The following is a 12541-nucleotide window of genomic DNA, read 5'->3' as shown; positions in this document are numbered from 1 at the left end:
TTTTTATTTTACCCGAGCTACAGTAATACCATCACCAATAGGAACGATAACCGCTTCTAATTCAGGGTGGTTGGCCACGTGTTGATTGAACTCTTGCATCATGCTTGTATACCGTTTCGGTTCTGCATCTTTATCTGCAACACTCCCTCTAGCCAGTACATTATCAATGGCAATAACAGCATTTGGAGATGCCAGCTTTATACAGTTCTCCAGATAATTCGGATAGTTACCTTTATCCGCATCAATAAAGAAAAAATCATAGCGTTTATTCTGTTGAACAAGTACTTCTAAGCTTTCCAGTGCAGGTCCTGTCAGATAATTTACCTGTTCACCAAACCCTGCTTTTGTTAGGTTTTGTTTTGCAAGGTCTGCATACTTCTGTTCTAATTCCAACGAAGTAAGCGAGCCATCCTCACCGAAACCTCTGGCAAGACAAATCCCGCTGTATCCACCAAGTGCTCCAATTTCCAATATATTTTTAGCACCTGAAATGCTGACGAGCATCGATAATAATTTTCCTGAAGAAGGTGAGACAGAAATATTCGGCATCCCGTTTTCTTTAATAGATTGCAGTACTTCTTCTAATAACTCGTCCTCTGTCTGGAACACTTCGTCAATATACTGATTAATTTTCTTCATGATTCACTCGCTCCTTTTTATCTTCTATTTCATCGAGCTTAAATAATTGCTTAAATTCATCTGTCACCATGTCGATTGCCTTTAACTCTCCAACTAATATTTGCTGAATGGATTGATATTCCGGCTGCTCCAATTGATGCTGGATAGTGGATCTTTTTTGCTCTAGGCGCTCAAGAAAAGCAAGCGCTTTACCGCGACGAAATGTTTTGGCACCACGTCCTTTGTGATGATGCATGTGGTCGTCATCAAATCTTTTATCTTTCATATAGATGCTCCTTTGCATTAATTAATTACATTGTATACATATGTATACAAATAGTCAAACATTACTTTTCGATATTTTTTCTGTGCAATTATGCTTTTTATGGTAAAATAATGTAAAAGATACGTATGTAAGGAAAATAGCTCTGCTTTAATAAGGCTTTTATTAAACAAACGAATCATTCTAGTACATTGGAATTCCCGGGTGGTGGTTTTATCCGTAACCTTAACCTTATTTGGATTATATTTTTTTGTTCCGAGTTTGGACGTTATATGTATTTTGTGATGGTTACTTGGCTCTTAATAGAATTGACGGGAGAAGCATTTTATACTGGTCTATTAGTGAGTGTGGGGTTCTTGCCGGGATTAGTGATGAACTTACTATTTGGTGTGATTGTTGACCGTTTTGATCGGCGTTTACTAACGCTTTGTTCAAGCTGGGTTAGTTTTCTCACTTTATGTAGTATGGCTTTTATTATATGGGGAGGATGGTTGACAGCACTCGTTATTATGTTAACCCATATGGTTATCCAGCTGACTGGATCTCTGTTCCGTCCAGCTATGCAAGCGTTCATTGCCGAAAACTTTACGAAGGAACGGTTGCCAAAAGTTTTTTCACAAACGAGTACAGCCGCTATCATTGGCGGGTTAATAGGTTCTTCGCTTGGTGGGGTAATTATCGGATTTCTTTCAGAGATTGCTGCTATTGGGATCGTTTGTGTTGCTTTTCTAGTTGCCAGCATTGCATTGTTTGGTATAAGAGGAATCCAGAACAATAAGTACACTGCCAAAAAATCGATTAAATCTGATTTTACTGAAGGCTTCCGTTATTTAAGAAGTAACCGTTTATTACTTCAATTATTCGGAGTCATGTTTATTGGTCAATTAGTTTTTCATACATGTATCGCTTTCTTGTCGCCTTACACGATAGAGTATTTAAACCAATCAGCACAAATTTATGGTTTGCTTGATGCATTTGTTTCTATTGGTGGTGTCATAGCGGGGCTGTTAGGTACCTGGTGGTGGAACAAAAGTAAAAACTATTTATCTGTCAGTTCATTACTAGTGGTGATAATTGGCTTATTAGCTATAGGTTCGGCACCTTCTCTGTTTTTTGCTTTTGCAGGGGCGCTGCTTATTGGTATTGGGACGACATGGATACGTGTTTTGCTTCAATCGGTTCAGCAAATTGCGACAGATAAAGCATTCCATGGAAGAATGTCCAGTTATCGCATGATATGTAATCAAGGGTCTGTCGTCATTAGTGGACCTATACTTGGATGGATAGCAAGTACATATGGTGCAAATATGGTCTACATTGCACTTCTCTTGCCTGTAGTGGCAGCCATTATATTTGCATTTAGACAATCAAAACACGAAGGATTTATACAGATTACAAAGAGAAAAACAGCGTAGGAGGAAGGGTATTCTTGATACGTCAATTTAGCTTGCAGGATATTCTGAATATTGTACCATTAATAGAGCAGTTAGGTTATACGGCTAATAAATGTAAGCTGGAAAAGAGGTTTTCTGCAATAATCAGCCAGTGCAGCTAGATTAAAGGATGATATTAAGAGAAAATCCTAGATTGAATCTTGTTGTAAGCGATTAACTTTAGCGGCGATTTCATAAAAGGAAGGGAACTGATCTCAATGATTTATCGTAGAAAAATGTACCATGTCGATCCATCTATTGTTAAAGATTTTAACGAACATTTTAACAAAACCCTTTTACCGACCCAGCTTAAATATGGTGCGCGATTAGTTGGCAGATGGATGACGGAAGATAAGGATGGAGTCATCGAGATTTTTGCGATATGGGAATATAGCAGCTTCGAGGACTATGAACAGATTGAAAGCAAAGTGAAAGGTGACGACCAGCACGTTAAGCGCGTTCAGCAATGGTTTGAAAAAATGGGACGGAAATATAATCTCAAAGAATTATTTTATAAGATTGATCAAGACTTCTTGAAAACAACAGTCCCAGTAGATAAATCATAGGTCAGGAAGGGGAATAGCAATGTTTAAATCAGCTATCGACGCAGAAAGTCATCTTGCTATTTTGGAGCCAAGACATGCTGCAGAATTATATCAATTAGTAGACGAGAGTCGTGATAGTATAGGAGAATGGCTTGCTTTTCCTAAGAAAACGAACAAAATAGAAGATTCGAAAATATTTATTGAAAAATCGTTGAAGCGATTAACAGAGAATAATGGCTACTGGGCTGGGATTTGGCATAAAGAAAAAATGGCTGGTTCCATCGGTTTCTTATACATGGATTGGAATACTAGAAAAACCGAAATTGGCTATTGGTTAGGTGATAATTTTAAAGGTAAAGGTTTAGCAACAAAGGCTGTTTCTCGCTTTATTCTCCATGCATTCCATAATCTTGACTTGAATAAAGTGGAGATAAATGCAGCTAGAACAAATGAAAAGATTAGAGCGATACCGGAACGACTTGGTTTTCAACAAGAGGGAATTATTCGAGACTATGAATATATAAATGGTGAATATCGCGACCGGGTTGTCTATGGTCTTTTAAAAGAAGAGTGGAGCGCACTGTCTGATCATTTGCGGAAAGGGTGACATCATGTTCGGTTACCTTCCAGAATTTCGTTCCTATTATAAGGGATTATTACATTTAGCTGCATTTGATAGTCAAGATAACACAAAAATAGATTTCTATTCGAACCAGTCAACAATAAAGAATTAATGCAACTAAAGGAAAAATACCATATAGCTGAAGTAGCTGGAAATAGTGATTTATGAACCGATAGATGTGCAAAAAATCACTATTTTAAAAAGTACTATAAGTTTAGAAATACTGATGAATTTTAAAAAGTACTTGTATAAGTTCAAATAAAGCTGTCCATTTTAAACTCTTATACAAGTTTTCATAGAATTGGATGATCAATTAGCTACATGTAATACCAAATATGACAAGGAGGAGACTACGTGAAAATAACTTTAGAAACGTTTCGATTTGCTTTGTTGTTAGTTTTGTTTGGAACTGTTTTAAGCTTCATTTCCTACATGTTATTGTACCCGATGATAGGAGAAAATGCAGAACGTTATTATAGTTGGGTTGCGACAATTGGATCTTTTGTTTTACTGTTATTTCTCTATCAAAAAAAGGTTGGGCTAAGGGTTATTTTAAGAAATCTATACTTTGGCTTTCCCTCGGTTTAGTCGTTTTATTAGCAATGTTTATTCCTGACTTATCTCCAGCCCATCATTACTCTAATGTTTTTGTTTATTCATATGGATTCCCTATTTCCTTTTTAACGGTTCGAAGTGAAGGCGGATCAAGCTTTCTTGCTACGAATCTGCTATCAGATAGCGATGTAAGTATGGATGTAGGAATAATATTCAACTTCCTTATCTTTTATTTTGTCTTACATTTTATCTTCACAAAAACAAAGCTATTAGAGAAGCGAAGATAAGTTTGTCTGTTGGAATAACCTTTTTGATAGTAATAGGCCTTATTTATGCTTTAACTTTTATAAAGAGAGGGGAACGATTGTGGCCATCTATTTAGTGCGTCATGCAAAAGATGATGAAAGCTTTCGTGGTGGTTGGAGTCAAAAAGGATTGATTAACGAAGGAATCCAACAGGCTACAAAAATAGGAAAATACTTACATGAAAATCAGAAGCACTTCCAAATAGATCGAATCATATCGAGTGATTTAACAAGAGCAAGAGAAACTGCAGCAAATATCGTGGAGAGTTTGCCGTTACCTGTTGAACACGCCGAAGAATGGCGTGAAATGAACAATGGCGATTTAGCAGGAATATCCAATATAGAAGCCGGTGAGAAATACCCAGGCTTGTATTTTAAGAGCTTAAGGATGGATGAAAGGTACCCCGGTGGAGAAAGTCCTATTGAATTCTTTAACCGAATAAAACAAGCATTTAACGAGACATGCGAAGAACAGTTAGAAAAAAATCACAAGGAAAACGTCTTAATTGTGACACATGGTGGAGTGATAAACATCATTTATCACTTGTTAAATGAAAAAGAATGGACTAATAAAAATAAGTCTTTTCCAATATTTTATACAAGTATTCATCAATTAGAATATATCAACGATCAATGGGAAGTTACGCAAGAAAATGTAATGGAGCATTTGAGCTCCTGAGAATACTGGAGGGAAATGAGAATTAAACAGTGAGGGGGAGTGTTGTTAAGATGCGGCTATTTAGAAAGTTTTTCTCTAAATACAAGCATTTGGCTTATACTGCTTTTGAAAATGAAAAGTATTTAGAAGTTGTTAGTAAATTAAAACAAGATGGAGTGATGTTTCGAACAGAGATAATAAGGAGCTTACATACTTCTGAAGTGATCGGTCACCATGATAATGCTCAGTATGAAATTTATGTGAAAGAGAGTGATAAACACAAAGCGCAGGCAGCCATTAATAAATAACAGGATAATATATCAGCTTTTGTTTTAGATTATCGTGAGTCTTATATATAACAATTGCTGAGGAAATTCTATCAAAAAGGGTGAATGCATTTGGGTCGTTATATAAGCATTTTTATATTCGCAATGTTGATGGGTGTTGGCTGCTTTTTCTTTATTATACCTGCTATATTCAGAATTTATAATTTCGATATTGCAGTAGGAATGATTGTCATTGTATTTGGTTCGATGATTATTACCCAATTATTTTTTGTAATAGATAAAGTCAAGGAAATCAAAAGATAATGTAATCATGTAAAGAAAGAGGTTGATCAGCTAATGGTATTCCGCTCAAAAGTTGATACATTTTTTGTTAGTTTTATATCGATTGCAGTACTTATTATTGGATTGGCCTGCTTTTTTCCTTTGTTTCTTGAAGGTGGAAGTGAACTGCCAGTAGCCGTAATACTAATATTGATATTCCTTATGGTAACAGGTTTTATTTTGTGGTGCGCCTTCTCAGTCAAATACGTCTTTTATCAGGAATACCTATTTATAAAAGGTGGACCATTTAAAAGCCGCATTTCCTATGAAAAGATCACAAAGGTTTCACCTACCAAAGATATTTTTACTGGCTATAGAGTATTATCATCAAGGGATGGGATAGAAATCTTTTATACTAAAGCGGTTTTAGGAAGTGTGAAAATATCACCTAAAGAAAAAAAGGAATTTATCACCGAATTAACAAAACGATGTCCGAGAGTACAGGTACAAGAATAACGATAGTTAGCCAAGCAATAAAATAACCATTCAATCAGAAAGATTTCTATTGGACCGCTTAATAAGGTGACACAGTTTTCGCTTGTTTATATGACACAAATATTTTCTAGTTGAAATCCTAACTATGCATATTGGCGAGGGTTGCAAAAGCAATGTAAATGATAGAATTACAAATATAAGGAAATGGTGGTTTACATATTAAAGAAGAAATTTCTATTCATCAAACGGAAGGCGGGAATAGTATGGACCAACAACGAATTACGATTGTCCCATTAACAACAGAAAATATAAAAGATGTGAACGTAACAAACGATTATTTTACGATCTTCGGCAAGCTCGTCCCAAGTTTTAAAGATGGAATATGGTCACATGGAGAGGAATTTTTTGATGAACCTAGAGAGACATGTTTCCCTGATGATGATTTGAATTGGCAAGCGTATATCGATAATAACAGTAAAGCGTTATTTCTAGCCTATTCAGACGGAAACTGTATCGGACAAGTCCGAATAATCAAAGATGTAAATCGCTTTTGCTACATTGAAAATATCGCGATCATTAAATCAGCAAGAAGACAGGGAGTTGGGAAGCTTCTTTTAGATAAAGCGGAGGAGTGGGCAAAGGTACAGAAACTTGTCGGGCTTTCACTGGAAGCACAGGATGACAATTTAGCTGCATGCAGATTTTATCTAAAGCATGGTTTTAAATTAGGTGGAATGGATACGTATAGACATTACATAAATCCTAATATTGATACCGCCTTATTCTGGTATAAACCTTTTGCATTATCTGATTAGTGTTTATTGACTCATTGGAATAGTAACGAATGATAATAATACCAACTCATTAAGGTGTGGTATAACATGCTCAGTATAATACTGCGAGGAATGGCGATGGGGATGACTGAAGCAGTTCCAGGAGTAAGTGGAAGTACAGTTGCAATGATTCTCGGTATCTATCAACGCCTGATATATTCATTAAGTATGCTAACGACAAATAAAAGAAAAGATGTAATTCCGTTTTTGCTTACTTTGGTTTCGGGATGGTAATTGGATTTGCTGCTGCTATCAAAATAATCGGTTATTTATTAGATCGCTATCATACGCAAACCCTTTTGTTTTTTCTAGGTGTTATTGTAGGGTTTCTGCCATATTTATGGTCAGAAGCTAAGACCTATACGAAATCGTCACTGCGATTCAACCATTATCTTATTATCATATTATGTATAGCTATTGTAATTGCTGGGCAAGTCTTGGGTGGGCTTCACCAGATTTATGTTAGTGACTTGTCCATGTCAGATTACATGTTTCTTGTTGCCTCAGGCTTTATTGCCAGTATAGCTCTCGTGCTGCCTGGTATCAGCGGGGCGTTAATACCACTATTCTGGGAATCTATGAATTGGCCACAGAATCACTATCATCATTCCACGTGCCTGTTATCCTTTCTATAGGTACTGGAGTTGTTTTAGGAGTTCTGCTTACGAGTAAATTAATTCACTATTTTTTAGACCATTATGCTGCGGAAACATATTCAGCTATGATCGGCTTAGTCGGTGGATCTATTTTTGCTATTTTGAATAATGTGGAAGAAGTTCTCACTGGTACTATTGTGATAACATCAATGATGACATTTATTGCTGGGGCAGCTTTTGTGTATTTCTTAAAACAGGAACAGAGGCGTTAATTTGTTTATGACAGCATCTACTTCATCGTACTGGTGGATGCTCCGTAAAACGTATAGGCAGAGATGCTTGAGGTAGAAGCTGTATTTCCATGTTGAAGTAAAGAAAGCTTTAATTATGTGATGTACTGAGCAAACTTGAATTTATAAAAATACCTAAAATACATTGAACCGCACATGATAATGTGGTAAAGTAGTATGGATACGCAATGTATAATTATATTAATTTAATATTATCCTTATTTTAATTATACATTGCAAACTATATTTTGTCAACTCTTTTTAAAAAAGTAAGGAGTGTTTGCCATGGGTTTGGATTATCAGCAGGAACAAAAGCGAGTCAATAGTGTAATGGAGACGATAAAAGAGGAAAAGAATCGGTTAGAGGAAGAGACCTCCAGGCGTAAGCACGAGGTGATCGATATCCGCAAACACTTCTGGGATGAAGTCAAGGTAAATACAGATACATTTGATGATTACCTTGAGACGATCATTGGTTTGAGGCAAGAAGCGCAAGCACTTTCTGTCAGTCAAAGCAGTCATCGACATGCAACCAAACGATTGTCACAGCTGCATCGTATGGAGGAGATTCCCTATTTCGGCCGCATTGATTTTACCGAAAAAGGTAGTTCTACACAGGAACAAATTTATATTGGTATCTCCACACTAAGTGATAGGAGTGGCGATAATTTTCTTATCTATGATTGGCGTGCACCTGTCTCGAGTGTTTATTACGATTATCAGCCTGGTCCGGCTAAATATGACACTCCTGGTGGTGTAATAGAAGGTACCTTAGAGAAAAAGTGGCAATATCTTATCCGACGAGGCGAGCTTCAATCAATGTTCGATACAAGTCTTACTATTGGTGATGAAATTTTACAGCAGGTTCTTGGTAAAGGTACGGATAAACAGATGCATAATATTGTCGCAACAATCCAACAGGAACAAAATCGGATCATCCGACATGACCAGGGCAGACTTTTGATTGTACATGGTGCGGCAGGAAGTGGTAAGACGTCTGCCGCCATGCAACGAATCGCTTACCTGCTCTATAAATACCGTGGGCATTTGAATGCGGATCAGATTATACTCTTTTCCCCGAATTCGATGTTTAGCAGTTATGTGTCCAATGTCTTGCCAGAGCTTGGCGAGGATAATATGCAGCAGGTTACTTTTCAGGAATATTTGATGCATCGGCTTGATAAAGATTTTCAAGTCGAAAATCCTTATGAGCAACTGGAATATGCGTTAACGGCAGCGAACACCCCGTCATACTCTTCGAGAGTTCAGAGTATGCAATTTAAGGCATCTATTCATTTTTTTAAGTCAATTCAATCTTACCGCCAGTCACTGGAATTATCAGGTATGGTATTTAAAAATATTACCTTCAGAGCAAAACCGCTTGTTACCGCACAGCAATTAACTGAACAGTTCTACCATTACGGTACTTCTCTTCGTTTTCCGAATAGGTTGGAGAAATTGAAGGATTGGCTGCTGAAGAAAATCAAGGAAGTCGAAAAGGCAGAGCGTGCGAAGCCGTGGGTACAAGAGGAAATAGAGCTGTTGAGTAATGAAGATTATCATAAAGCACATGCTTTTTTAGCGGAAAAAAGAGGCTATCAAAGAGAAGCAATTGCCGACTATGAAATGGAACCAAAAGCGCTTGCGCAATTGATTGTTTACCAAAAGTTAAAGCCGTTACGAAAGCGAATCAGCTCTTATCAGTTCATAGACTTTAAGGGAATATACAAACAACTTTTTACAGATCCGCTGCACATTAATAATTGGCTTGAGGTAGATGCGCCAGATGAGTGGGCGTCGATTTGCCAGGAAACACTTAACATGCTCGATAAGAATAAATTGTTTTATGAAGACGCGACGCCGTTTCTGTTATTGAAAGAGCTGATTCAAGGCTTTCAGATTAACAGTTCGATTAAACACATCGTTGTTGATGAGGCACAGGATTATTCGCCATTTCAATTTGAGTTCTTAAAGCGTTTGTTCCCGGCGACTAAAATGACAGTACTAGGTGATTTTAATCAGGCGATTTTTACACATGCAAGTGAGCAAGTTAATTTTGATACACTTACCAGTCTTTATGGGCCTGAAAAAACCGAGTTAATTAATATCAGCCGCAGCTACCGTTCCACCAAACCGATTATCGAATTTACCCGAAGTTTAGTTCCTAATGGAGCACAGATTATCCCTTTCGAACGCGACGGTGAACGTCCTGCTTTGAAAAAAGTAACGGATTACACAGAGCTGCATGACTCGATTGCCGAGAAAGTCAGAGCATTGCGGCAGGCTGATTATCACAGTATTGCGATCATCTGCAAATCCGCTGAGGAAAGTTATCGTGCCTATGAATCTCTAGCAATCATTGATGGGATAAAACTGTTGAAGACAACCTCTTCGGAATATGAACAGGGAGTGGTTGTTGTGCCATCCTATCTCTCCAAAGGGATTGAGTTTGATGCCGTGATTATTTATGATGCTTCGGAGCATATATATAATGACGAAAGCTTGCGCAGAATTTTCTATACTGCCTGTACGAGAGCGATGCATGATTTGCAGTTGTATAGTGTAGGGGAGCCGAGCAAGTTTATGCGAGATGCGTTGTGGGATGGTCTCGTCGAAACCTGTTAAAATCAATTCAGTCGGAAAGTGTCTCAATGGACTTACCGGAAAATGTTACTAGTAGATATTAGCAACTTTAAAGTTCTAGTAATTATCATGGCAAAAAAATTAATAGTTGTGATGTTTATTTATAGTATTGGTAAGAGGGTTTCATTCAATCTTCTTAAAATAAATTATCTAAAAAGACGATCAAACGGTGATCGTCTTTTTTAGTTGATAATTAACATATTTATGTAATTATATGATAAAATTGGTACGGAAGATCCTTTTCTAAGGTAGCAGTGTGAACTCAATTGGCAGAGGGAGTTCTGAGAATGATAAAAAGAAAACTGATAACACTCTTATTAGCCACTCCTATATCTTTATGTTTTATTTTTGCAATAATATTTGGTGAATGGAAACAGCCTCGCGAATTGATGGTGATGACTGGAGTATTCAGTTTGTGGACCTCACCAATTATATTAGTGTACGGGGTTCCGGTGACATTTTTGTCCGATTTTTTATGTAAACGATTTACCGGGAAGCTGCGGACTTGGTTTGCATTTCTTGTACATATCTTTTTTGGTATATTATTTGGATTGCTATTTCCAATGGGTGCAACACTGTTTTCTTTGTTAGTAATAGATATAAATTTTGTTACGCTCTTTGCCACTATTACAGCTATTTTCTTTTGGTTGATAGATGAAGTGATTAGAAGAGTGGTACGCTCAAAATAATTTACTAGTATTAAAATTATCATTATACATGGTAAATTAATGTATAGAGAATGATGAGGAAGGGATAGCCAAATATGGATTACATAAAACATGTAAGATCAATGGTCGGAAATGAAAAAATACTGATGGTAGTAGCAGGCGCCATTGTTTTTGATGAAGAAGGCAGCGTACTGTTGCAACAACGTTCGGATAACGGGCAATGGGGACTTCCGGGTGGATTTATGGAGTTAGGGGAAAGTGTTCAAGATGCCGCCAAAAGAGAGGTCTATGAGGAGACAGGGCTCCAATTAGGTGAGATGGAGTTGTTTGCGATATACTCTGGTCCGCAATATGACAAAACATTCTCGAACGGTGACCAGGTATCACCAGTTTTAATATCCTTTATTTGTAAGCGGTATAGTGGTGAACTCATCAGCAGTAACAGTGAATCCTTACAAAATAAATTCTTCTCATTGCAAGAATTGCCGGATAATATATTCACAGAACATAGGATGATTATCAATGATATATTATCAGACAAAAGGCTGCCGATTATAGGATAACGGGAGGTTATATATGAACGAGTGTATAACGTTAGATAAAGTATCCTTCGATCTTAAAGAAATACATAATTTTGACTGGTTAACTGCTATAGGAGAAGTTTTCGCTGTATTTGATGAGCAAGATTCAGGAAATATTTGCTTCGGCATTGAACAAGACGGGGTTAAGAGATTCGTGAAATATGCAGGAGCTAGAACAAAAGAATATAGCGGTCTACCGGAAGATGCTGTTACACGATTAAGAGATTCGATTGCAACTTATGAAAATCTACAGCACAAACACCTTGTGAAGCTGATTGATTATTTTGAAGTGGAACAAGGTTATGCATTGGTATTTGATTGGTTTGATGGTGAATGTCTACACTCTCCTTGGTCTTTTCCTCCACCAGATAAATATTCTCATCCTGATTCACCGTATTTCCGTTTTAAACAATTGCCGGTTAAACAACGATTAGCTGCCTTCCAAAACATCTTAGCATTTCATGTCTTTGTCGAAAAACAACAATATGTTGCAGTTGATTTTTATGATGGCAGCATTTTATATGATTTTGAAAATAATGTAACGAAAATTTGTGACATTGATTTATATAAACAAAAACCGTTCACAAACAACATGGGAAGACTGTGGGGATCCTCGCGGTTTATGTCACCAGAAGAATTTGAAATGGGTGCAGCTATCGATGAAAGAACGAATGTATTTAATATGGGGGCTGTTGCCTTTGGATTACTCGGTGGTGAACAGAACCGTTCCTTATCAAAATGGGAGGCAAGTCAAGAACTGTACGATGTTGCATGGAAGGCGGTTAATCCGGCCAGAGCTGAGCGGTACACAACAGTGGAGGAATTGTACAATGCTTGGCAGTTAACATCAGCATCTCGAAATGATTGA

18 protein-coding genes are annotated in these 12541 nt (G+C 37.1%); 16 read left to right on the top strand and 2 right to left on the bottom strand.

From position 1 onward, the window contains the following. Positions 1–3 precede the first annotated feature (3 nt). Entirely contained in the window at positions 4–639 is a 636-nt protein-coding gene (locus MUN87_RS06790; protein WP_244746953.1) for an O-methyltransferase, read from the bottom strand. Then, positions 626–904, bottom strand: a complete 279-nt coding sequence (locus MUN87_RS06785; protein ID WP_244746952.1) for a hypothetical protein — start codon at positions 902–904, stop codon at positions 626–628. Before MUN87_RS06785 ends, MUN87_RS06790 begins: the two co-directional genes overlap by 14 nt. Positions 905–1173: 269 nt before the next feature. On the opposite strand from MUN87_RS06785, the gene MUN87_RS06780 reads away from it, so the two are divergent. The 16 genes from MUN87_RS06780 to MUN87_RS06710 all read left to right on the top strand — a co-directional run bounded on the left by MUN87_RS06780 (position 1174) and on the right by MUN87_RS06710 (position 12541). Next, positions 1174–2316, top strand: coding sequence for an MFS transporter (locus tag MUN87_RS06780; RefSeq protein ID WP_244746951.1), 1143 nt, complete (start codon positions 1174–1176; stop codon positions 2314–2316). A gap of 236 nt (positions 2317–2552) precedes the next feature. Then, entirely contained in the window at positions 2553–2900 is a 348-nt protein-coding gene (locus MUN87_RS06775) for an NIPSNAP family protein (protein WP_244746950.1), read from the top strand. Between the two features lie 19 nt (positions 2901–2919). Then, positions 2920–3486, top strand: a complete 567-nt coding sequence (locus MUN87_RS06770; RefSeq protein WP_244746949.1) for a GNAT family N-acetyltransferase — start codon at positions 2920–2922, stop codon at positions 3484–3486. 369 nt (positions 3487–3855) lie between these two features. After that, positions 3856–4089: a hypothetical protein gene (locus MUN87_RS06765; RefSeq protein ID WP_244746948.1), complete on the top strand. Its 234-nt coding sequence runs from the start codon at positions 3856–3858 to the stop codon at positions 4087–4089. 333 nt (positions 4090–4422) lie between these two features. Next, positions 4423–5040 carry a histidine phosphatase family protein gene (locus MUN87_RS06760; protein ID WP_244746947.1) on the top strand — a complete coding sequence of 206 codons (618 nt, stop codon included), beginning with the start codon at positions 4423–4425 and terminating at the stop codon, positions 5038–5040. Positions 5041–5090: 50 nt separating this feature from the next. Beyond that, positions 5091–5327 (top strand): hypothetical protein, encoded by a 237-nt coding sequence (locus MUN87_RS06755; RefSeq protein WP_244746946.1) that lies wholly within the window; start codon positions 5091–5093, stop codon positions 5325–5327. A 90-nt stretch (positions 5328–5417) separates the two neighbouring features. Beyond that, the gene (locus MUN87_RS06750) at positions 5418–5609 is read left to right on the top strand and encodes a hypothetical protein (protein WP_244746945.1); all 192 of its coding nucleotides are present in this window, start codon (positions 5418–5420) and stop codon (positions 5607–5609) included. A 33-nt stretch (positions 5610–5642) separates the two neighbouring features. Then, positions 5643–6083, top strand: coding sequence for a PH domain-containing protein (locus MUN87_RS06745; RefSeq protein ID WP_244746944.1), 441 nt, complete (start codon positions 5643–5645; stop codon positions 6081–6083). A gap of 242 nt (positions 6084–6325) precedes the next feature. Continuing rightward, positions 6326–6877: a GNAT family N-acetyltransferase gene (locus tag MUN87_RS06740; protein ID WP_244746943.1), complete on the top strand. Its 552-nt coding sequence runs from the start codon at positions 6326–6328 to the stop codon at positions 6875–6877. Between the two features lie 66 nt (positions 6878–6943). Then, positions 6944–7129 carry an undecaprenyl phosphate translocase family protein gene (locus tag MUN87_RS06735; protein WP_244746942.1) on the top strand — a complete coding sequence of 62 codons (186 nt, stop codon included), beginning with the start codon at positions 6944–6946 and terminating at the stop codon, positions 7127–7129. Beyond that, a complete protein-coding gene (locus MUN87_RS22550; protein WP_244746941.1) occupies positions 7123–7530 on the top strand; it encodes an undecaprenyl phosphate translocase family protein in 408 nt (135 codons plus the stop codon). Before MUN87_RS06735 ends, MUN87_RS22550 begins: the two co-directional genes overlap by 7 nt. Then, positions 7509–7763, top strand: coding sequence for an undecaprenyl phosphate translocase family protein (locus tag MUN87_RS22545; RefSeq protein ID WP_369414022.1), 255 nt, complete (start codon positions 7509–7511; stop codon positions 7761–7763). Before MUN87_RS22550 ends, MUN87_RS22545 begins: the two co-directional genes overlap by 22 nt. 303 nt (positions 7764–8066) lie before the next feature. Further along, on the top strand, positions 8067–10406 hold the full coding sequence (helD, locus tag MUN87_RS06725; protein ID WP_244746940.1) for an RNA polymerase recycling motor HelD: 2340 nt from the start codon (positions 8067–8069) through the stop codon (positions 10404–10406). 305 nt (positions 10407–10711) lie between these two features. After that, positions 10712–11113 carry a hypothetical protein gene (locus MUN87_RS06720; protein ID WP_244746939.1) on the top strand — a complete coding sequence of 134 codons (402 nt, stop codon included), beginning with the start codon at positions 10712–10714 and terminating at the stop codon, positions 11111–11113. 74 nt (positions 11114–11187) lie between these two features. Next, positions 11188–11655: an NUDIX hydrolase gene (locus MUN87_RS06715; protein WP_244746938.1), complete on the top strand. Its 468-nt coding sequence runs from the start codon at positions 11188–11190 to the stop codon at positions 11653–11655. A gap of 13 nt (positions 11656–11668) precedes the next feature. Then, on the top strand, positions 11669–12541 hold the full coding sequence (locus MUN87_RS06710) for a protein kinase domain-containing protein (RefSeq protein ID WP_244746937.1): 873 nt from the start codon (positions 11669–11671) through the stop codon (positions 12539–12541).

The organism is Gracilibacillus salinarum, assembly GCF_022919575.1.
Classification (GTDB): Bacteria; Bacillota; Bacilli; order Bacillales; family Amphibacillaceae; genus Gracilibacillus; species Gracilibacillus salinarum.
Note: the sequence above shows the minus strand (reverse complement) of the source record. Positions and strands in the feature narration are given on the sequence as shown.